At 59.3% G+C, this 21,030-nt stretch carries 16 protein-coding genes; 13 read left to right on the top strand and 3 right to left on the bottom strand.

The window, feature by feature from the left end; translation table 11 throughout:
- Positions 1–56 precede the first annotated feature (56 nt).
- Positions 57–971, bottom strand: coding sequence for a LysR family transcriptional regulator (locus L6D82_RS07575; protein ID WP_074690647.1), 915 nt, complete (start codon positions 969–971; stop codon positions 57–59).
- A 270-nt stretch (positions 972–1,241) separates the two neighbouring features.
- Here L6D82_RS07575 and L6D82_RS07570 point away from each other — a divergent pair, with 270 nt between their 5' ends.
- From L6D82_RS07570 to pgm, 4 genes are all read left to right on the top strand, one after another.
- The gene (locus tag L6D82_RS07570; RefSeq protein WP_064381679.1) at positions 1,242–2,264 is read left to right on the top strand and encodes a zinc-dependent alcohol dehydrogenase family protein; all 1,023 of its coding nucleotides are present in this window, start codon (positions 1,242–1,244) and stop codon (positions 2,262–2,264) included.
- A gap of 547 nt (positions 2,265–2,811) precedes the next feature.
- Entirely contained in the window at positions 2,812–4,260 is a 1,449-nt protein-coding gene (locus L6D82_RS07565; protein ID WP_085745731.1) for a hypothetical protein, read from the top strand.
- A gap of 49 nt (positions 4,261–4,309) precedes the next feature.
- Complete coding sequence (locus tag L6D82_RS07560; protein ID WP_085745730.1) at positions 4,310–5,740, top strand: aminotransferase-like domain-containing protein; 1,431 nt, start codon at positions 4,310–4,312, stop codon at positions 5,738–5,740.
- 76 nt (positions 5,741–5,816) lie between these two features.
- Positions 5,817–7,463, top strand: a complete 1,647-nt coding sequence (gene pgm, locus L6D82_RS07555; RefSeq protein WP_236188581.1) for a phosphoglucomutase (alpha-D-glucose-1,6-bisphosphate-dependent) — start codon at positions 5,817–5,819, stop codon at positions 7,461–7,463.
- Positions 7,464–7,524: 61 nt separating this feature from the next.
- Here the strand turns inward: pgm and L6D82_RS07550 are convergent, their stop codons facing one another.
- Positions 7,525–8,220 carry a pirin family protein gene (locus L6D82_RS07550; RefSeq protein ID WP_085683700.1) on the bottom strand — a complete coding sequence of 232 codons (696 nt, stop codon included), beginning with the start codon at positions 8,218–8,220 and terminating at the stop codon, positions 7,525–7,527.
- A 278-nt stretch (positions 8,221–8,498) separates the two neighbouring features.
- Here L6D82_RS07550 and L6D82_RS07545 point away from each other — a divergent pair, with 278 nt between their 5' ends.
- Positions 8,499–10,973 carry a UvrD-helicase domain-containing protein gene (locus L6D82_RS07545; RefSeq protein WP_102716853.1) on the top strand — a complete coding sequence of 825 codons (2,475 nt, stop codon included), beginning with the start codon at positions 8,499–8,501 and terminating at the stop codon, positions 10,971–10,973.
- A gap of 56 nt (positions 10,974–11,029) precedes the next feature.
- Here L6D82_RS07545 and L6D82_RS07540 read toward each other — a convergent pair whose 3' ends face one another.
- On the bottom strand, positions 11,030–11,302 hold the full coding sequence (locus tag L6D82_RS07540) for a DUF1652 domain-containing protein (RefSeq protein WP_011334086.1): 273 nt from the start codon (positions 11,300–11,302) through the stop codon (positions 11,030–11,032).
- Positions 11,303–11,565: 263 nt separating this feature from the next.
- Here L6D82_RS07540 and L6D82_RS07535 point away from each other — a divergent pair, with 263 nt between their 5' ends.
- From L6D82_RS07535 to L6D82_RS07500, 8 genes are all read left to right on the top strand, one after another.
- A complete protein-coding gene (locus tag L6D82_RS07535) occupies positions 11,566–12,381 on the top strand; it encodes a helix-turn-helix domain-containing protein (protein WP_102686195.1) in 816 nt (271 codons plus the stop codon).
- A gap of 51 nt (positions 12,382–12,432) precedes the next feature.
- Positions 12,433–13,839: an NAD(P)/FAD-dependent oxidoreductase gene (locus L6D82_RS07530; protein ID WP_236188579.1), complete on the top strand. Its 1,407-nt coding sequence runs from the start codon at positions 12,433–12,435 to the stop codon at positions 13,837–13,839.
- A 29-nt stretch (positions 13,840–13,868) separates the two neighbouring features.
- Positions 13,869–14,213 carry a cupin domain-containing protein gene (locus L6D82_RS07525; RefSeq protein ID WP_102686193.1) on the top strand — a complete coding sequence of 115 codons (345 nt, stop codon included), beginning with the start codon at positions 13,869–13,871 and terminating at the stop codon, positions 14,211–14,213.
- 56 nt (positions 14,214–14,269) lie between these two features.
- Complete coding sequence (locus L6D82_RS07520; RefSeq protein ID WP_007954580.1) at positions 14,270–15,355, top strand: polyamine ABC transporter substrate-binding protein; 1,086 nt, start codon at positions 14,270–14,272, stop codon at positions 15,353–15,355.
- 387 nt (positions 15,356–15,742) lie between these two features.
- Entirely contained in the window at positions 15,743–17,209 is a 1,467-nt protein-coding gene (locus tag L6D82_RS07515) for a serralysin family metalloprotease (protein ID WP_102716848.1), read from the top strand.
- A 92-nt stretch (positions 17,210–17,301) separates the two neighbouring features.
- On the top strand, positions 17,302–17,724 hold the full coding sequence (locus L6D82_RS07510) for an AprI/Inh family metalloprotease inhibitor (RefSeq protein WP_236188750.1): 423 nt from the start codon (positions 17,302–17,304) through the stop codon (positions 17,722–17,724).
- Positions 17,725–17,882: 158 nt separating this feature from the next.
- Positions 17,883–19,682 carry a type I secretion system permease/ATPase gene (locus L6D82_RS07505; protein WP_085745721.1) on the top strand — a complete coding sequence of 600 codons (1,800 nt, stop codon included), beginning with the start codon at positions 17,883–17,885 and terminating at the stop codon, positions 19,680–19,682.
- A complete protein-coding gene (locus L6D82_RS07500) occupies positions 19,679–21,028 on the top strand; it encodes an HlyD family type I secretion periplasmic adaptor subunit (protein ID WP_085603749.1) in 1,350 nt (449 codons plus the stop codon). Before L6D82_RS07505 ends, L6D82_RS07500 begins: the two co-directional genes overlap by 4 nt.
- The last annotated feature ends 2 nt before the right edge of the window (positions 21,029–21,030 follow it).

The following is a 21,030-nucleotide window of genomic DNA, read 5'->3' as shown; positions in this document are numbered from 1 at the left end:
CGGTTTGCCAAAACGCTTCAAGTCCGTCCGTAATCAGGAGATATTCCAATAGAAGCCTAGAGACTGTCAGGATCCCCAAAAAACATCTGAATCCGCGACCGCAACCACCGCTCACCCGGATCGTTGTCCTGCGACCCACGCCACGCCATGTGCAGCTCGAAAGTGCGTGTCGGCAACGGTGGATCTTCCGCGCGAAGACCACCAGCCGCCGTCAGCGCTTCCGCCGTGTAATCAGGCACGGTCGCGACGATGTCGGTGCCCGCCAGCAGCGTACCCAGTCCGTTGAACTGCGGCACCGCCAGTACCACATGCCGTTTACGTTCGAGTTTTTCCAGCTCTTCATCGACGAAACCACTGAGGTCGCCGGCGAACGACACCAGCGCATGCGGTCGGGCGCAGTAATCGTCGAGACTCAACGGTCCCGGCACAGTATCGGCGCGCAGCAACTTGGGAGCGCTGCGGCGCAGGACCTTGCGTTTGGCGTTGGCCGGCAGGTCGGTGGTGTAGCTGACGCCGATGGAGATTTCGCCGGAGGCGAGCAGGCCGGGCATCAGGATGTAGTTGACGCGGCGCACCACCAGCACGATGCCGGGTGCTTCGGCGCGCAGGCGCTTGAGCAACATTGGCAGCAACGCGAATTCCACGTCGTCCGACAGGCCGATGCGAAATACTGAAGTGCTGGTGGCGGGGTCGAATTCCGCTGCGCGGCTGACGGCTGTCGAAATCGAGTCCAGGGCCGGGGAGAGCAGGGCGAAGATTTCCACCGCGCGGGCGGAAGGCTCCATGCTGCGCCCGGTGCGCACAAACAAAGGATCGTCGAACAGGCCACGCAGGCGCGAAAGCGCTGCGCTGATCGCCGGCTGGCCGAGAAACAGCTTTTCCGCCGCACGGGTCACGCTGCGCTCATGCATCAGCGTTTCGAACACGATCAACAGGTTGAGGTCGACACGACGCAGGTCATTACGATTCATCTGGAGTCCTGGCAGAGTCATCAAGCTTGACGAGAGCGACCATATGAGAACAATGGCCGGCATGAATCTTACGGGGAAAGGCTGGTAGTCTGCACCGGGTAATTCAGCTTTACTGAGAAGGCGGCAGCAGTTTTTTCATGGATTTTTTCAATGCTGACCATGCTGCGGAATCAATGACAGGCATGTCGACTATTAATAGCCACTGATAGTCTTGGCTGGAAAGCCCAGATAGAGTTCATGGCATTAGAGGTTACTTTGACGAGGTTTGCGATGTCCCGCACGATCCGTTTTCACAAGTTTGGTCCAGCCGAGGTGCTCAAATGCGAAGAGCATGCGGCTGCTCAGCCAGGTCCTGGCGAAGTGCAGGTGCGTGTCGAGGCGATCGGCATCAGCTGGTATGACACGCTCTGGCGCCAGAATCTGGCGTCGTCCCAGGCGCGTCTGCCTTCCGGCCTCGGTCATGAAATGGCCGGCGTGGTCACGGCGATCGGCGACGGCGTCGAAGATCTTGCCGTGGGCGACAAGGTGGCCAGCTTCCCGGCCGAGAGCCCCAACGATTACCCGGTCTACGGCGAACTGATCGTTCTGCCGCGCACCGCGCTGACCCGTTATCCGGACGTGCTCAGCCCGATTGAAGCCAGCGTGCATTACACGCCGCTGTTGATCGCCTATTTCGGTTACGTTGATCTGGCACGGGTCAAACCCGGGCAGTTCGCCCTGGTGACCGACGCCAGCCACTGTGCCGGTCCGTCCTTCGTCCAGTTGGGCAAGGCGCTGGGTGTACGGGTGATTGCTGCCACCAAAACGGCGGAGGAACGTGAGTATCTGCTGTCGCTCGGTGCCGAGAAAGTGATCGTCACTGAAGAAGAAGACTTGTTGATGCGGATCAACAAGATCACCGACAACCGCGGCGTCGACGTGGTGTTCGACGGTCTCGGCGGGCCTCAGATGTCGCTGCTCGGCGATGTGCTGGCACCCCGTGGCAGTCTGGTGCTGTACGGCCTGCAGGGCGGCAACCAGACGCCGTTCCCGGCCTGCGCAGCGTTCCAGAAGAACATTCAGTTCTTCGTGCATTGCATCGGCAACTTCACCGGCAAACCGGAGCTCGGCATCATTCAGGATCACGTCGCCTTGCAGCGTGCCTTGCGTGATATCAACCAGCTCACTGCCGACCGTGTGCTGCTGCCGCTCAAGACTCGTGTGTTTCCGTTCAACGAGTTTGTCGAAGCTCACCGCTACATGGACGAATGCCCATGCCGCGAGCGGGTTGCCCTGCAAATCGAAACTGCCTGACCCTTCCAATCAGAGTCCGTGGCCGCACGGACTCTTGTGCGTTTAATCCTTCAGATATCGAGAAGCCCCTGGGCCATACACCTGGGGACGTTCAGCAACTGAACTGGTTTTTGCTCTCGATCTGTATCTTCTAATTGCCCTCCAGACCCTGATAATTGAATGACTACTTTCATCTCAAGGAATGAGCTATGTCTGTGCATTCTATTTGTTCTGTGCAGTATCAATCTGCTGTTTATCATTGCATCTCAAACTTTTGTTTAAAGTTTGTAGGCGCGTCATGTAATCCCTTCTTTTTTTCTTGTGCTCATCATGTGCAGGGGCTTGTAAGAAGTTTCCTAGGAAAGCTCGACCTTGCAAGGAGCCCAGCAACGACGGGGCTTTCGGTCACGCCCTTCGTGATTCCAAAATGCCGCGCGCTCAACTGTTTCAAATAACTACAAAAGCTTAAGTGTTAGCATTTCAGCGTCTATTAATTAATGAAGAATGATTGTGCGTCCGCCATTTGCGTCCGTGCGATATAAAACCTTTGATACCGGGTGAAGTACTGATGAGCACGATCCATGATCAGGCAATGAATTATGTCTACCAGCAAGTATTGCAACGACTGCTGAGTTTCTTTTCCCGTGCCGAGCGCACGGCATTGCAGCTGTTGATCCAGCGGCTGGCGGTCGCTGCCGGAGGTATGGATCGCATCGGTGAATTCAAGGTGATGACGATTCAGTCCGGCACACGAGATTGCAGCTACAGCCTGGCCCTGTTGCGTGCTGCCCAGCTGAGCATTGCCGGGCGTGCACCGGCTACGTTCCAGTTACGGGTCGCAACCTTGCGGAGCAATGGCTTACCGGCTTCGGCATTGCACAATCTGCATCGCAGTTTCAGCGCCCTGTTTCTGCATGACGATCCGAGGGTCGAACTGTTGATGGTCGATCATCGCGAGATTCTGCCTTTCAACCATCTGACACCTGTCTGCGATGAAGGTCGTGAAGCCGGCAGAATCGACCTGTTGATGGTCGGGCATCGTCGTGGATGGAATGAGGAGCTGACGTTGTGGGATGACGAGTACTTGACCACCGCCGAGTTCTACGGTCAGGTCGCCCGATGGAACAACGGTGTCGATGCATTGATCAGTAGCGACAGCGCACACCGTCAGGAGCAGTTTCTCGATGGGCTGGACCGCGCAGTGCGCAAGGTCGGCATGGGCGATCTGTCGCGAAAGGGCGGCGGGTTCGATGAACTGTTCAGTCTGCTCGACAACATCGGCGGCGATTGTTATCGCGAACTCTACTCGCAAGACGATCGGGTGCCGTGGCGTCCGCTCGGCGAGTTCGAAGCCTGTCGTCGCACCAGCTATATCGGGATCGACGATATGGTCGTCGGCAAAATGGAGGAGCGCTGGCCCTTGCTCAGCGATTTTCTCGGGTTTCAGGCTGACGAGATGATGCTTGAAGCCCGCCCCGGCGAGTGCGCTGATCCCTTGATCGGCGGCTATTTGAAGGGACTGCAAGCCAGTTACATCGAAGGGAGTACCTACGAGGCCGGCGTATCGGACTATCTGCAGCAATGCCTGGCCACGATGCGCCGCAGGAACACGCCCGAGCAGATTTGCGAACGCTTCGTTGCCACGTTCGACAAAGATCTCGCCGAGCATCGGTCGCTGGCAACGTCGTCCCTGCAAAAGAATTTCAGTATCAATGAGTCGCAACTGGTTTGTCTGTTGTTCGCTCCCTTCAACAATTCCGGTGCCGGTCTCGAGCGATTCCTGCGCACTTGTCACCCCGGCATGCTGGTCGCCATGCCGGACCTGCACCGCGCCATGCAGGGTTTGCACGCGCCGGAGCAGGTCTTGCAATGGATGACTGATGTCAGCGGTTTGCCCCTGCGACTGATCTGCCGGTTATATGCAATGGGGGCTGTCCGGATGGGCGAACACGTCGCACAAGCTCAGGAGTTGCCCGAGCACGAGGTCACTCTGGGCGACCGCTCGGCGGAAGGTTGAATGGGATTTTGTCGCCCGATCACACGGACACCTCTGCGGACGTACGCTCATGAGTGAGCCGAGAGAATCTGATTTTGCCTACCAAGCGGTCTATCGCTACCTGACGCAACTGATCAGCGAGCCGGGCAACCAAGGGGCGATTCGACTGCCATCGTTAAGGCAGCTGGCTGAGCGGTTGAACGTTTCGATATCGACTATTCAATATGCTTACGCGCTACTGGAGAAAGAAGGCCGGGTCTATTCCGTCGCCAAATCCGGATACTTCGCGCAGCCTGCATCGTCGGTCATGCCGCCCGGACGCGGCGGTGATTTGCTGGAAACGGTGTACGTCAATGCCAGATGCACTGGCATGCAGGTATTGAGCGCCGATGAGCCGGCGTCGATCCAGCCCCTCGATCGTCCGTTGCTGATGCTTGAACGAGAGCTGTTGCGCCAGTATCCCCGGCACCTGCAAACGCCGGCCCAGCCTTGCGGAGAACTGGAATTGCGCACGTTGCTGGCGGCCCGCTACACGTCATCGGCCGCTCATTGCTGGCACGCTGAAGACGTCTACATCGGTGCCGATCTGCGAGGAGTGCTGGAAATCCTGATCGCCGTCCTTGAGCTGCGCCACGCAACCGTGGTGATCGAATCGCCGTGTGACTGGATGATCCTGCGCCTTTTCCAGTCCGCCGAGGTTCAGGTGATCGAGTTGCCGCTTCAGCCGGACGGGGCATTCGATCCGCAGAAACTCCAGAGACTGCTTGAAAGCGAGCGGGTGCGATTGATCCTGCTGTCCTCCAGATTGAACATGCCCCACGGTAGTCGTGTCCCGCCGGCCAGCCGTGAAGCCATTGCGCATTTGCTGCTGAGTCATGGCACCTGGTTGCTGGAAAATGATTGCCACGGCGACTTGCTGGACGACGCCGAAGGGGAGCCGCTGCGCGAGTTGGTGGATCCCGACCGCTTGTTGGTGTTTTCCATGTTCGAAAAAATCATCGGGGTCGAAGCACCTTACGGTTTTGTCCTGTCGCGGCAATGGCGTGCGGACCTGCAGCGTCACTTCCTGCTGCGTTCGTTCCGCCTGTCACCGATCCGCCAGAAAGCCATTGCCCGACTCTATGCGAGCGGGCGGGTCGACCAGCATCTGCCAGTGCTCAAGCACTTGCTCAGAGAGCGCCGAACGCAATGGATCGATTTGATACGTGAGCGTCTGGGCGACTTTCTGCAAATCGTGGAACCTGATGGCGGCGCAACAATCTGGCTGCATTCTGCGCGCCCGGTCGTGATGGATGCCGTGTTTCAACGGTTGCTCAAGCAGCACGTGCTGATTGCTCCGGGGGAGTTGTTCAGCCTCAGAGGGTTGCACGCGCAGCACATGCGTTTGAGCGCGATTGGTGGCACGGAACACGAGTTGTTAAGACTTGTCGGACTGCTTGGGGATGCGTTGCGACTGGCTCCGCGGACAGATGCGCGCAAACACTCGGCTTGTACGCAATAGACCCCATCGCACTCCGGACAAACTGCCAGTAAACTCCGGTGTAATTTCCTGAACCACTCTATTTCAGAGGTTTTGCATGACACTCAGTCCTTTTGCGGGCAAACCGGCACCGGCAGAACTGTTGGTCGACATCCCGCGACTGGTTACGGCGTATTACACCGGTCAACCCGACGCCTCGGTTTCCACCCAGCGCGTGGCGTTCGGCACCTCCGGGCACCGGGGCAGTTCCTTTGATTTGAGTTTCAACGAGTGGCACGTTCTGGCCATCAGCCAGGCGATCTGCCTGTATCGCGAAGCCCAGGGCATCACCGGGCCGCTGTTCGTCGGTATCGACACCCATGCGTTGTCGACCCCGGCCGGGGCCAGCGCCCTGGAAGTGCTGGCGGCCAACGGCGTGACCGTAATGATCGCCGAAGGCGATGAATACACGCCCACCCCGGCAGTCTCCCACGCCATTCTTTGCTACAACCGTGGTCGCACCACGGGCCTTGCCGACGGCATCGTCATTACGCCGTCGCACAACCCGCCTCAAAGCGGCGGCTACAAATACAACCCAACCAACGGCGGCCCGGCCGACACCCATATCACCAAGTGGATCGAAGCCAAGGCCAACGAACTGCTGGCCAACAAACTGGCCGGCGTCAAACGCATCAGCTACGAGCAAGCGCTCAAGGCCGAAACCACCCACCGTCACGACTACGTCAACACCTACGTCGCCGACCTGATCAACGTCATCGACTTCGATGCCATTCGCGGGGCCAAACTGCGTCTGGGCGTCGATCCGTTGGGCGGAGCAGGGGTGCGCTACTGGTCGGCGATTGCCGAGCACTATCGTCTGGACCTGGATGTGGTGAACAAGGAAGTCGATTCGACGTTCCGCTTCATGACCGTCGACTGGGACGGGCAGATCCGCATGGACCCATCGTCCAGCCATGCCATGCAAGGCCTGATCGGTCTGAAGGAACGCTTTGACGTGGCCTTCGCCTGCGATCCGGATCACGACCGCCACGGTATCGTCACACCGTCCGGCGGCCTGCTGGCACCGAATAACTACCTGGCGGTGTCGATCGACTACCTGTTCCAGAACCGTCCGCAATGGCGCGCCGATGCTGCCGTGGGTAAAACCGTGGTCAGCAGCGGTCTGATCGATCGCGTGGCCAAGCGTCTGGGCCGTCGCCTATATGAAGTACCGGTCGGCTTCAAATGGTTTGCCGATGGTCTGTTCGACGGCTCGCTGGGTTTTGGCGGCGAAGAAAGCGCCGGCGCCTCGTTCCTGCGCAAGAATGGCGGTGTCTGGAGCACTGACAAGGACGGTCTGATTCCAGCCCTGTTGGCCGCTGAAATGACTGCCCGTACCGGACGCGACCCAAGCCAGGCCTACCGTGCGCTGACCGATGAACTGGGCGAGCCGTTCTCGGTGCGTGTCGACGCCAAGGCCAATCCGGAACAGAAAGCGCTGCTGAGCAAACTGTCGCCGGAGCAGGTTACCTCGACCGAGCTGGCGGGCGAGAAGATCCAGAGCATTCTGAGCAAGGCTCCAGGCAACGATCAGGCCATTGGCGGCCTGAAAGTGATGACTGAAAACGGCTGGTTCGCTGCGCGCCCGTCGGGCACTGAAGACATCTACAAGATCTACGCTGAAAGCTTCATCGGCGACGACCACCTCAAGCAACTGGTGGCCGAAGCGCAAACCCTGGTAGACGGTGCTATCAGCACCCAATAAATCCGGACAACGGAAAAGGGCGACCCTGAGGTCGCCCTTTTTTGTGCCCGCGATTCGCCGATCAGGCCAGATCCACCAACACGATTTCGCTGTCTTCCAACGCCGTGACGGTCAGCACCTGTTCATCAGCCACCGCTACACCGTCTCGAGCTTGTGCGCGCAAACCGTTGACTTCAATGACACCCGTAGCCGGCACCAGATAGGCACGGCGTCCGGCATCAAGACGGTATTCAGCCGTTTCCCCGGCCTTGATATTGGCCGCCACCAAGCGCGCGTCGGCGCGGATGCGCAGGCTCTGATCGTCACCGTCCTTGCCGCTGGCGAGGGTCACGAAACCTTCGCGGTCGCCTTTCGGGAACGGTTTGGCGCCCCAGGACGGTGGCGCGCCGGTTTCGGTCGGCAGAATCCAGATCTGGAAAATCTTGGTGTCCGTTGCTTCCAGGTTGTATTCACTGTGGGCGATCCCGGTGCCGGCGCTCATCACTTGCACATCGCCCGCTTCGGTGCGGCCCTTGTTGCCCAGGTTGTCCTGGTGGCTGATCGCACCTTCACGCACGTACGTGATGATTTCCATGTCGCGGTGCGGGTGAGTAGGGAAGCCCGTGCCGGCGGCAATGATGTCGTCGTTCCACACGCGCAGGTTGCCCCAGCTCATGCGTTGCGGATCGTAGTACTCGGCGAACGAAAAATGGTGATGGGCATCCAACCAGCCGTGATGGGCGCCGCCCAGCGAGCTGAAGGGTCTGAGTTCAAGCATGATCGTCTCCTCAAAAGGTTCGTCATGGGGCGCGATGCCTGAGCCACGAAGCGAGACCGGTGATTGATGGCAGCCATCATCTATCAGTCAACCATCGAGAAAAAGCGTAAAAACTGCGGCATTCCAATCGAATCGGTTGATATGAAAAAGGCTCGAAACCGTCTCATCCCACCTTCAATTCATCGCCTAAACCAATGACCTGTAAGCATTTCGCTAGAACAAAAAAGCAAATGCAGACACCATAGCCCTCAACAGCCTCACATCCGGAGTCCGTCAGCGTGGCGCAACACACCCCCGATCTTCCTCCCGAACTTCGTCCCTTGGCCGAGATGCCCTGGTTCAAACGCCTGGCGGCGCGTTTTCTTGGCCACGGTCTGACGCAACTGCGCGCCCAGCACCGGGCTTCGTGGTTGCACGGCCAGGCCGACGGCTTTCGCAGCGGGCATACCGCCGGCGTGGATTACGGGTACAAGGAAGGCAAGGCTGATGGGCTGGAAGAGGGCCGCCAGGTCTTGTTGATCCGCGACAGTCGCAATACCGAGCATCGCCCGCCGGGGATCGACAATCACTTGTTCGACGACTGGCGTCTGCCGCTCAGCGCAGAACTGAAGAAGCGCATGAAAGCCGATGTCGCGCGCCTGCTGCCAGCCCACGCCCAGCCAAGCGTGGCGCAATGGAAGATGATTTTCAGCGATACGCCGTCAACATCAGTGATTGCCGGGGCCGGAGCCGGAAAGTCGACCACACTGGTATTGCGGATCCTGCTGCTGAGTCATTACTTGGGCTTCGAGCTCGATTCGATGACCGTGGTGACCTTCACCCGCGAGTCGCGCAAGGACTTCATCAACAAACTGATCGAACTGTTCGCATTGTGGGGCCGGGCACTCAGTCAGAAAGACGCGCGGGATCTGGTGCGTACGTTTCACTCGCGCATTTTGCCGATGGTTCGCAGTCTGCCGGGGTTCGAGCGCTTGCAGGCATTCGAAAACCTCAGCCAGCGCGCGCCGGGTGCGGATGAAGACGTCGACAGCAATCCGTTCGATCTGCGCATCAACGACGCACAGCGCCAGCAGCTCAACGCCTGCTACCACCGGCTCTACAAGGAAGACCCGCGCTTTGCGCAACTGATCCAGCCATTGTCCCGGCACGCCTTGCAGCTCAAGGAGCTGGAACGCGATCACCCGGACGTGCAAAAGCGCGTGGCAGTGACAGAGCTGGCGGCCCGGCGCGATGAAGAGCTGTGCGACATGATCGAGGACATGTGGCTCCGCGCCGGCGCCTGGCCGATCAAGGGTATCGAACCAAGCCGCGAGACTTTCGAAATCAACGGTGCTTCGTTCCATTGCCACGGCTACATTCCAAGCCTGGACGCCTGGGTCGTTCTGGGTTTCGACCCTCGGGAAAACCCGCAGGTCTGTCGTCCGAACGCCAAGCTGACGGTACGCGCGGAGTGGGCAGTCAAACGCACCCTGTTTCAAGCTTTCTGTCGTAAACCATTGATCTGGCTTGATAGTTACGAGTCATCAAAGCGTTTATTGGCCACGCTGGCAGGCGATGTCAGCGCCGGTCCCGGCTTCGATTACAAGGTCAAGGGCGAGCTCGCTTCCGCGCCGTTGCTCGACTGTTTTGTCGCCGCCGCAGGCTTCATCGAGAACCTGGGCCTGGATGTGCCGGACGCCGTTGGCCGTATGAGTTTCGCCAAGGACGATCCGGACCGGTTTTTCTTCGAAGCCTTGAGCCTGTTCTGGCGAGCGCTGGAAGATCACCTTCTGGATCAGAAACCGCCGGTCATGACCTACAACCGCATGTTCGCGCTGTTCAGCGAGCATTCGCCGGAGAACTTCAAACTGCTCAGCGATGAGTTACTGCGGCCGATGTCGCACCTGATGATCGATGAGTTTCAGGACGTTTCACCGCAAATCGTCTCGTGGATTCGCGCCAGCCTCTCGGAAATCCGCAGTCGCGGGCCGGCCATGCACGTCGGGCGAGGTGCACAGCGATCCTCGCTGCTTTGCGTAGGCGATGACTGGCAATCGATCTACGGCTGGCGCGGCAGTTCGCCGAGTTACTTCATGGAATTCAACAAGGAATTCCCGTCGCCGAGTACGACGAGGGTGATGCTTAGCGAAAACTATCGCAGCCATCAGCACATTATCGACGCGGCGGAGCACATCGTTCGTGCGGCACCGGCGATTCCCGGCAAGAAGGCCAAGGCCAGCGGCGAAGAGAAGCTGTTGCATCCGGTCAACGTGCTGGAGCGCGACGATCAGGCACTCGGCCAGCGCCTTGCAGAACACTATCGAAAGGGCGATTCAATCCTGATGCTCTATCGAAAAAGCAGCGATAAGTTGTTGATAGAGCAGCATATTCAGTCTGTAGTTAATGTGGATTCGAGCTTGCCATACGAGTCCCGACGCCTGAAACAACTGACCTATCACAGCGCCAAAGGTCTCCAGGCCGACGCGGTCTTCCTGCTGGGCGATTGCCAGCACCTGACCAGTTCGCCGTACAAGAATCAGGTGTATCGCATGGCCGGACTGGGCAAGGCTGGTGACAGCGAGCCTTATGACAGTGCGCAAAAGGACGAAATCCTGCGCCTTGCTTATGTCGGCATCACCCGCGCAGTCAGCCATTGCTACTGGTACGTAGAGCCGCAAGACACGCAGGCAGTCAACATGCCTCGGGCTTCGGACCGGGTCGCCAAAGGCAAACCGTTCTTCGTCGATCATCGTCCGGAAAAGAAAACGGCCTGAATCAACGCCCATAAAAAAGCCCGCACAAAGCGGGCTTTTTATTTTAAATCAGCTAGTTACGCGTAACTCTTGAGAGATTCCGGAGGAATGAAAGCCTCCAGTTCGTCCTCGACGGCTTCGATTATTCGCTCCACATCCGCCGCGTTCATGACCGTGGCACAGGGAATGCCGGCGATCGCGATCAGGGTCTCGCCGCTGGCCCGATCGAACAGGCGCGCGACCAGACTGCCCGGCGCATCCATGGTCGCCTCGAAACCCATGGGATGAAAATGCCAGCGCATGAGCTGGCAGGCATTGGGAAACGTGACTTTGCTTGACCCTTTATTCATGTGTTGCCCGCCTTCTTCATCGAGCGCTTCCGTTTGCTCATGTTAGGTGGGAAGAGCCTTCATTGGCTCAACCGGTGACTGCCTTTAAAAGTAGCATCTGAATGTGAAATTCCTGTGAGAATTTTCAGTTCATTTAGCGATTGCGAGGATTCTTTTGATGTAAGTCACGATCCAACCAATCGTCGCCAAAGTGCCATTACGGTCGGGTTGTTGATGCAACGCCAGAAGTTGGGCAAGCTCGGTTCTTTTTCCAAGAGTCCCTTATGTACGCCGATGATGACGGCCCGGAACAGACGCGGGCCACGGCCGAAACGGTCATGCGCTATCACCTGTGCTGGAAACACCGGGACCTGGATGGCGTGATGGCGCTGTACCACCCGGACATCCAGTACAACGATTTTTTCCAGAATCGCGTGCTCGGCCTCGAAGAACTGCGCGAGTACGTGCGGGTCAGCATGCCGCGCGAATCCGACGAAGCGCTGGAGCATTGCGACCGCATCCGCATCGACGGCAACACCGCCTTCATTCAATACGAAGTGACGCTGCGCGGCGGCAACGGGCTGGTGTCGTTTCGCTCCAGCGAAGCGATCACGGTCAAGGACGGGCAGATCTGGCGGGTCAACGAATATGCTTCGCTGGTGCGCGAACAGGCCGATAGCCCGACGACAAGCAGCCAGCGTCCGGCGGTGAGTCGACTGGGCCTGTCGCCGCGTCAGTTGAGCTTCATGGCCGATGACCTGCAGCAGTATTTCCAGCGTCAGCAACCGTATCTCGACCCCGAGCTCGACCTGCAGCGGGTGGCGAAGGAGTGCGGGTACAGCCGCAATCAGATTTCCTATTTGCTCAATCAGGTGCTGGGGCAAAGCTTCTACCGGTACGTCAATCAGGCGCGTCTGCAACATCTATTGCAGTCGCTGGACAACGCCACGCCGCCGCTGCGCATCGATGAACTGGCCTTCGCCGCCGGTTTCAATTCGCTGTCGGCTTTCTATAGCTGCTTTCGCCAGCACACCGGCCAGTCGCCCAAGGCCTACGCGAAGCAAATTTCTTTGCGGACACGCGCGCAAGACAATCCCTGAGTTCTGCCTCTAGGATCGACGCCATCGAAACCTGGATTGGCGGAGTCTTGCATGCCGGCGTGGCGCACTATCAGTTTGTGGATGGACCAACTCGACGAGCCGCTGATCGCGCGCCCGTCGCTTGCGCAGGATCTGGACGTCGACGTGGCGATCATCGGTGCCGGTTACACCGGGCTGTGGACGGCGTACTACCTGAAACAACAGGCGCCAAACCTGAACATCGTCATCATCGAAGCGCAAACCGCCGGGTTTGGCGCGTCCGGTCGCAATGGCGGCTGGTTGATGGGCAATCTGCTGGGTGAGGATCGCCTGCTGGCGGGCCTCTCGCCACAACAACGCCGCGCTTCGTTCGATCTGTTGCACAGCATCCCTGATGAAGTCGAAGTCGTCCTCGAACGCGAAGGCATCGACTGCGATTACCGCAAAGGCGGGGTGTTGTACTGCGCCGCGCGCTATCCCGAGCAGGAAGCCAGTCTTCGCGACTACCTGAAAAAGCTCCACGCCCAGGGCCTGACCGACGACGATTACCGCTGGCTAAGCCCGGAGCAACTGGCGCAGCAGCTGCGCATCGCCAAACCCTACGGCGCGATCTTCGCGCCGCACGTGGCGACCATTCACCCAGCGAAACTGGTGCGCGGCCTGGCGCGAGCCGTCGAAGGCATGGGGGTAAAGATCTACGAAAACAGCCCGGTGACCCATTGGCAGGCCGGCAGCCTGCGCACCGACAAGGCCAGCGTGCGCAGCCGCTGGATCGTCCCGGCCATCGAAGGCTACTCCGTCACGCTGCCACCGTTGGGCCGTTATCAATTACCGGTGCAAAGCCTGATCGTCGCCACCGAGCCGTTGCCCGCTGCGACCTGGGATGAAATCGGCCTCAGTCGTGGCCAGGCTTTCAGCGAGTTCAGCCGTCAGGTCACTTACGGCCAGCGCAGCGCCGACAACCGACTGATCTTCGGCGCCCGTGGCGGTTATCAGTTCGCCGGCCAACTGCGGCATAACTTCGACCTGACCCGCGATGAAGTCGAACTGCGCCGCTACCTGTTCGGCGAGCTGTTCCCGCAACTGAAAAACGTCCAGATCACCCACGCCTGGGGCGGCAACCTCGGCATGTCCCGGCATTTCAAGCCGCACATGCTCTGTGATCGGGCCAACGGCATCGCGCTGTCCGGCGGCTATGGCGGGGAGGGTGTCGGCGCTTCCAATCTGGGTGGGCGCACGCTTGCGGATCTGATTCTCGAGCGCGACACCGAGCTGACGCATCAGCCGTGGGTGCTGCCCGACGGCGGGATCCACGCGCTGCGGGCATGGGAGCCGGAACCGTGCCGCTGGCTCGGCTACAACGCGATCATCAAAAGCTTCGTCCACGAAGACCAGACCCTGGCCAACCCGGCGACTGCGCCCTGGCGGCGCAAGCTTGCCAGCCAGGTGGCCGGGTTAATGGAAGGTTTCATGCACTAATCGTTGTTTACTAGCAGACAGGTAACGCCATGAGCATCACCCAATTCAAGAACACCGCCACGTTGCAGCTGGAAGAATCCAACCCGGTGGCCGTGCCGCTCGGCACGCCGGTGGCGATTGCCTCGACCACCAGCGTCGAGCGCGACGACGGCGTCGAGACCGGCGTCTGGGAATGCACCCCCGGTCGCTGGCGCCGTCAGATCACCGCTCAGGAGTTCTGCCATTTCATTTCCGGTCGCTGCACGTTCACCCCGGACGACGGCGGCGAAACCCTGCACATACAAGGTGGCGACGCACTGATGTTGCCGGCCAACACGCTCGGGATCTGGGACATCGAAGAAACCGTGCGCAAGACCTATGTCCTGATTTTCTGACGTTTTGATCCTTTTGATTGCCTGCCAACAACAATAGCCAATACAGGAATCGATCCATGATCCGAAAGACCCTCGCACTCGCACCCTTGATGCTCGCCGTCTCCCTCGCTCAGGCGGCGGATACGGTCAAGGTTTACAACTGGTCCGACTACATAGCACCGGACACCGCCAAGAACTTCGAAAAGGCCAGCGGCATTGGCGTCACCTATGACGTCTACGACAGCAACGAAACTCTCGACGGCAAGTTGATGACCGGTAAATCCGGTTACGACGTGGTGTTTCCGTCCAACCACTTCATGGCGCGGCAAATCGAAGGCGGGGCGCTGAAGAAGCTCGACAAGAGCCAGTTGCCGAACTGGAAGAACCTCAACCCGGTATTGCTCAAGGCCTTGCAGACCAACGATCCGGGTAACGAACACGGCTTTCCGTACCTGTGGGGCAGCACCGGCATCGGCTATAACATCGCCAAGGTCAAAGCCGTGCTGGGTGACAACGCGCCGGTCGACTCCTGGGATCTGATCTTCAAACCCGAATACATGGAAAAACTGCAGAAATGCGGCGTGGCGATCCTCGACAACGGCCCGGAACTGCTGCCGGCGGCGCTCAACTACCTGGGTTTGCCGCATCACAGCAAGAATCCCGAGGACTACAAGAAAGCTGAAGCGCTGCTGATGAAAGTGCGGCCTTATGTCAGCTATTTCCATTCCTCGAAGTACACCAGCGATCTGGCCAATGGCGATATTTGCGTGGCGGTCGGTTTCTCCGGCGACATCCTGCAGGCGGAAAACCGCGCCAAGGAAGCGAAGAACGGCATCGAAATCGGCTACGAGATTCCCAAGGAAGGCGCCGCCATCTGGTTCGACATGGTCGCCATGCCCGCCGACGCACCGGACGAGAAGGCCGGCTACGCGTTCATGAACTACCTGCTGCAGCCCGACGTAATGGCCGGCATCAGCAACTACGTGCACTACGCCAATGGCAACGAACAGGCCGACAGCCTGATCGACCCGGCGATCAAGAACGACACCAAGGTTTATCCGAGCCCGGAAATGATGGGCAAGCTGTTCGCACTGGAAGCGATGCCGCTGAATATCGACCGGATTCGCACGCGGGTGTGGAACAAGATTCGTACTGGCAGCTGAAGAAAACAGGCGAGGGCGGTACAGCCCTCGCCTGAATATGTTCTGTTGGATCAACTTGATATCAAACCACTGGCATTGCACCGATAAAGTGCAGCAAAGTGAGACGTTGCTAACAAAAAACAACTTACCGATATTTAATATTTAAATAAGAAATCGTCAGACAATTAGGCAAATTCTCCACACTTACAAACTTCTTTCGGCAGCACGCGCTTTGTTTACGGGAGTTTTCCGGAACAGTTCAATTTGATCTCAAAAAAACGCTAGACGTTAGATTTCAAATTGTGTCAGGTTTCTTACGCCTTCATTGGGCGAGTGATAGGACAATCTCGCCAGAGGTTGTCGCTATCGGACAAAAACTGTTCCATTGCTAAACAAGGAAGTGTGTTTATGTCGAAAGTAAAAGCTAACGCTATTGATACCGCCGAGCAGGCTTTCCAGCTGGGCGCGGCGCCGGAACCACTGGCGGCAACCAGCACGGCGTATAACCAGATCAATAGCTTCAGCCATCAGTACGATCGTGGCGGCAACCTCACGGTCAATGGCAAACCCTCTTTTTCCGTCGACCAGGCCGCAACCCAGTTGCTGCGCGACGGCGCTGCCTACCAGGACAAGGATGGCAGCGGCAAGATCGAACTCACCTACACGTTCCTGACTTCGGCATCGTCCAGCACGATGAACAAGCACGGGATCACCGGGTTCAGTCAGTTCAGTGCTCAACAGAAAGCCCAGGCCGTGCTCGCCATGCAATCCTGGGCCGATGTGGCCAACGTCACCTTCACCGAGAAAGCCTCGGGCGGTGATGGCCACATGACCTTCGGTAACTACAGCGGTGGCCAGGATGGCGCTGCAGCGTTCGCTTATCTGCCAGGCACTGGCGCCGGTTACGACGGCACGTCGTGGTACCTGATCAACAGTGGCTACACGCAAAACAAAAATCCGGATCTGAACAACTACGGTCGTCAGACCCTGACCCACGAAATCGGCCACACCCTTGGCCTGGCGCACCCGGGCGACTACAACGCCGGCAACGGCAACCCGACCTACAATGACGCGACCTACGGGCAAGACACCCGCGGCTACAGCGTCATGAGCTACTGGAGCGAAAGCAACACCAGCCAGAACTTCAGCAAGGGCGGCGTGGAAGCTTATTCCTCCGGCCCGCTGATGGATGACATCGCAGCGATCCAGAAGCTCTACGGCGCCAACCTGACCACCCGTACCGGTGACACCACCTACGGCTTCAACTCCAACGCCGGTCGCGATTTCCTCAGCGCCTCGTCGTCGGCCGACAAGCTGGTGTTCTCGGTGTGGGATGCGGGCGGCAAGGACACCTTCGACTTCTCGGGTTTCACCCAGAACCAGAAGATCAACCTCAATGAAGCCTCGTTCTCCGACGTTGGCGGCCTGGTGGGCAACGTGTCCATCGCCAAGGGCGTCACCATCGAGAACGCGATCGGCGGTTCGGGCAACGACCTGCTGATCGGCAACAGCGCGGCCAACGAGCTCAAGGGTGGTGCCGGCAACGACATCATCTGGGGCGCCGGCGGTGCGGACAAACTGTGGGGCGGCGCGGGTTCGGACACCTTTGTGTTCGCGGCCAGCTCTGACTCCAAGCCGGGTGCGATCGATCAGATCCTCGATTTCGTCAGCGGTCTCGACAAAATCGACCTGACCGGTATCACCAAGGGCGCAGGCCTGCACTTCGTCAGCGCTTTCACCGGCGCGGCGGGTGATGCGGTTCTGACGTCCTCGGGCGGCAACAGCCTGTTGTCGGTGGACTTCTCCGGGCACGGCGTGGCTGATTTCCAGGTCAGCACCGTTGGCCAGGCAGCCACCAGCGACATCGTGGCGTGATGTAAACGGGAAAGCGGCGCTTGATGCGCCGCTTTCTTCGCTTGCTTCGTCTCGCGACGTGCGCAAGGCTACACGCCGGAGTGAAATTTCCTATGATTCGAAACCCTTTTTCCCGCATGGCAGTCACCTGTTTCATGCCGATGCTGATGATGATTTCTGGAGAAACAACCATGGCAAGCAGCCTCAGACTCGAAGATCCATCGGTATTCGCCGGGCACTGGCAGGCGACGCTGACCGCCGCCCATGACGCCCCCGAAGCGCAGGCACTGCAAGACAAACCTTCCAACACCTGCGTAATCGACCTTGAGCCGAACCAGACACTGGGCCACGGCGCCGACTGTCTGAGCGCTTGGCTGCAAGAGAACGCCATCGGCTGGTTCCCCGATCCGGATGGCCTTTCCATCACCGGCAAGGAAGGCTCCAGAATTCTGTTTTTCGGCCGACAACATGACGGACTTTATTCCAGTACTTTGAAGTCGGGTCTGATCGTGACACTCAAGCGTGTCGTGCAATAACGCAGCGAATATAAAGAAGTACCCGACAGTTATAAGACTTCGAAAAAGTTGTTGTGAAAATGTAAGCGGGTACTTGCAAGTCATCTCTCGCAGGTAAGCGAAATAACAATTGAGCGCTCGTCACTATTGGGCGGGATCAATCATTTCAGGAAGAATCAATGAAGATGGCGAAGGCCCCAGCCACTGCTCCCTTATTCAAGGCCTTGGGTGACTATAAAAGCATTCTGATCAGCGTCGGATGTTTTACCGCATTGATAAACGTGCTGATGCTGGTGCCCTCCATATATATGCTCCAGGTCTATGACCGGGTGCTGTCTTCGCAGAACGAAACCACCCTGGCGATGCTGTCGCTGATGGTCGTCGGTTTCTTCGCCTTCATCGGTCTGCTGGAAGTGGTGCGCAGCTTTATCGTGATCCGCATCGGCAGCCAGCTCGAGCGCCGTTTCAATCTGCGGGTCTATCAGGCGGCGTTCGAACGCAATCTGTTCAAGGGCGAGGGCAATGCCGGGCAGTCTCTCGGCGACCTGACCCACATTCGCCAGTTCGTCACCGGGCCTGCGCTGTTCGCGTTCTTTGATGCGCCGTGGTTCCCGGTCTACCTGTTCGTGATTTACCTGTTCAACGTCTGGCTCGGCGTGCTGGCCACGGCGGGTGCACTGCTACTGATCGCGCTGGCGTGCCTGAACGAATACATGACCAAAAAGCCGCTGGGCGAAGCTGCCGGCTACTCGCAGAAATCCAGCCAGTTGGCCACCAGCCACCTGCACAACGCCGAAACCATTCAAGCCATGGGCATGCTCGGTGCCTTGCGCAAGCGTTGGTTCCAGGTGCATTCGCGCTTTCTTGGCCTGCAGAATCAGGCCAGCGACACTGGCGCAGTCATCAGCTCGCTGAGCAAAACCTTGCGTCTGTGCCTGCAATCGCTGGTGCTGGGCCTTGGCGCACTGTTGGTGATCAAGGGTGATATGACCGCCGGGATGATGATCGCCGGCTCGATCCTGATGGGTCGGGTACTGAGCCCGATCGACCAGTTGATCGCCGTGTGGAAGCAGTGGAGCGGGGCGAAGCTGGCTTACCGTCGCCTCGATGCGTTGCTGCAGGCCTTCCCGCCGAGCGATGACGCCATGGCGCTGCCGGCGCCGAAAGGCCAGATCACCTTCGAACAAGTCAGCGCCGGTCCTCCCGGCCAGCGCGCCGCAACTCTGCATATGGTCAATTTCAACCTGGGGGCCGGTGAAGTGTTGGGCGTGCTCGGTGCCTCCGGCTCCGGCAAGTCGACCCTGGCGCGTGTGCTGGTCGGCGTATGGCCGGCGCTTGGCGGCACGGTGCGTCTGGACGGCGCCGACATCCACCGCTGGAACCGCGATCAGCTCGGCCCGTACATCGGCTACCTGCCACAGGACATCGAGCTGTTCAGCGGCAGCATCGCCGAGAACATCGCCCGCTTCAGTGAAGCCGATCCGCAAAAGGTTGTGGCCGCCGCGCAACAGGCCGGCGTGCACGAACTGATCCTGCGCATGCCGCAAGGCTACGACACCCAACTGGGCGAGGATGGCAGCGGTCTGTCCGGCGGCCAGAAACAGCGCGTGGCCCTGGCCCGTGCACTGTACGGCAACCCGAGCCTGGTGGTGCTGGACGAGCCGAATTCCAACCTCGATACCGTCGGCGAAGCCGCGTTGTCCAGCGCGATCGTGCAGCTCAAGGCCCAGGGCACCACCGTAGTGCTGGTGACGCACCGTTCTTCGGTGCTGGCCCAGGCCGACAAGCTGCTGGTGCTCAACGACGGTCGCCTGCAAGCCTTCGGCCCGAGCCACGATGTGCTCAAGGCGCTGTCCGCAAACCAGCCCGGCAATCAGCCCGGCAACCCATCACAACACAATGAAAAACCTGCGCAAGCACCGGCCGGGCTCAGCATGAGCCGACAGTATCAGCCGACGACAAGGAATTCGGGTGTATGAGCAGCGCGAGCATGAACACGCAAAACGAAGCGACGATGGAACACGCGTACATCACCGAACGCCCGGAGCGCGATGCAAAATTCTTCGCCCGCATGGGCTGGATTCTGGCGCTGGTCGGTGCCGGCAGTTTCTTCACCTGGGCGGCATTGGCGCCGCTGGATCAAGGCATTCCGGTGCAAGGCACCGTGGTGGTGTCGGGCAAGCGCAAGGCCGTACAGTCGATGAGCAGCGGTGTGGTCAGCCGGATTCTGGTGCGCGAGGGCGAAATTGTTAAGCAGGGCCAGCCGCTGTTCCGCCTCGACCAGACCCAGGTCGCCGCCGACGTGCAATCGCTGCAGGCGCAGTACCGCATGGCCTGGGCCAGCCTGGCGCGCTGGCAGGCCGAGCGTGACAACCTCAAGCAAGTGACGTTTCCGGCCGAGCTGAGCGACAACGCCGATCCGCGCCTGGCACTGGTGCTGGAAGGCCAGCGGCAATTGTTCAGCAGCCGCCGCGAAGCGTTCTCCCGCGAGCAAGCCGCCCTGCGCGCCAGCATCGAAGGCGCCACCGCGCAACTGGCCGGCATGCGCCGCGCCCGTACTGACCTCAACGCGCAGGCTGACTCGCTGCAACAACAGTTGAGCAACCTGCAACCGCTGGCTGACAACGGCTACATCCCGCGCAACCGCTTGATGGAATACCAGCGCCAGTTGTCGCAGGTCCAGCAACAACTGGCCGAAAACACCGGCGAAAGTGGCCGGGTCGAGCAGGGCATTCTTGAGTCCCGCCTGAAGCTGCAACAGCACGGTGAGGAATACCAGAAGGAAGTCCGCACCCAACTGGCCGACGCGCAACTGAAAAGCGTCACGCTGTCGGAGCAACTGACTTCCGCCGGTTTCGACCTGCAACACAGCGAAATCCTTGCTACCGCCGACGGCGTGGCGGTCAACCTCGGCGTGCACACCGAAGGCGCCGTGGTGCGTCAGGGCGAAACCCTGCTGGAAATCGTCCCGCAAGGCACGCGCCTGGAAGTCGAAGGACACCTGCCGATCAACCTGATCGACAAGGTCGGCACGCACCTGCCGGTCGACATCCTGTTCACCGCGTTCAACCAGAGCAAGACGCCACGAGTGCCCGGCGAAGTCAGCCTGATTTCCGCCGACCAGATGGTCGACGAGAAAACCGGCGTGCCGTACTACGTGTTGCGCAGCAGCGTCAGCGATCAGGCCATGGAGAAACTCAACGGTCTGGTGATCAAGCCCGGCATGCCGGCGGAAATGTTCGTGCGCACTGGCGAACGTTCACTCCTCAACTACCTGTTCAAGCCGCTGCTCGACCGCGCCGGTTCCGCGTTGACCGAAGAATAAGG

Source organism: Pseudomonas paraglycinae, assembly GCF_021601625.1.
Taxonomy (GTDB): Bacteria; Pseudomonadota; Gammaproteobacteria; order Pseudomonadales; family Pseudomonadaceae; genus Aquipseudomonas; species Aquipseudomonas paraglycinae.
The sequence above is the reverse complement of the archived record's forward strand: the minus strand, read 5'-3'. Positions and strand labels throughout refer to the sequence as shown.

Bases quoted from the DNA above. Each gene is read 5' to 3' on its own strand.
- L6D82_RS07575 (WP_074690647.1), bottom strand. From the start codon at position 971: ATGAATCGTAATGACCTGCGTCGTGTCGACCTCAACCTGTTGATCGTG.
- L6D82_RS07570 (WP_064381679.1), top strand. From the start codon at position 1,242: ATGTCCCGCACGATCCGTTTTCACAAGTTTGGTCCAGCCGAGGTGCTC.
- L6D82_RS07565 (WP_085745731.1), top strand. From the start codon at position 2,812: ATGAGCACGATCCATGATCAGGCAATGAATTATGTCTACCAGCAAGTA.
- L6D82_RS07560 (WP_085745730.1), top strand. From the start codon at position 4,310: ATGAGTGAGCCGAGAGAATCTGATTTTGCCTACCAAGCGGTCTATCGC.
- pgm (WP_236188581.1), top strand. From the start codon at position 5,817: ATGACACTCAGTCCTTTTGCGGGCAAACCGGCACCGGCAGAACTGTTG.
- L6D82_RS07550 (WP_085683700.1), bottom strand. From the start codon at position 8,220: ATGCTTGAACTCAGACCCTTCAGCTCGCTGGGCGGCGCCCATCACGGC.
- L6D82_RS07540 (WP_011334086.1), bottom strand. From the start codon at position 11,302: ATGAATAAAGGGTCAAGCAAAGTCACGTTTCCCAATGCCTGCCAGCTC.
- L6D82_RS07535 (WP_102686195.1), top strand. From the start codon at position 11,566: ATGTACGCCGATGATGACGGCCCGGAACAGACGCGGGCCACGGCCGAA.
- L6D82_RS07530 (WP_236188579.1), top strand. From the start codon at position 12,433: ATGCCGGCGTGGCGCACTATCAGTTTGTGGATGGACCAACTCGACGAG.
- L6D82_RS07525 (WP_102686193.1), top strand. From the start codon at position 13,869: ATGAGCATCACCCAATTCAAGAACACCGCCACGTTGCAGCTGGAAGAA.
- L6D82_RS07520 (WP_007954580.1), top strand. From the start codon at position 14,270: ATGATCCGAAAGACCCTCGCACTCGCACCCTTGATGCTCGCCGTCTCC.
- L6D82_RS07515 (WP_102716848.1), top strand. From the start codon at position 15,743: ATGTCGAAAGTAAAAGCTAACGCTATTGATACCGCCGAGCAGGCTTTC.
- L6D82_RS07510 (WP_236188750.1), top strand. From the start codon at position 17,302: ATGATTCGAAACCCTTTTTCCCGCATGGCAGTCACCTGTTTCATGCCG.
- L6D82_RS07505 (WP_085745721.1), top strand. From the start codon at position 17,883: ATGAAGATGGCGAAGGCCCCAGCCACTGCTCCCTTATTCAAGGCCTTG.
- L6D82_RS07500 (WP_085603749.1), top strand. From the start codon at position 19,679: ATGAGCAGCGCGAGCATGAACACGCAAAACGAAGCGACGATGGAACAC.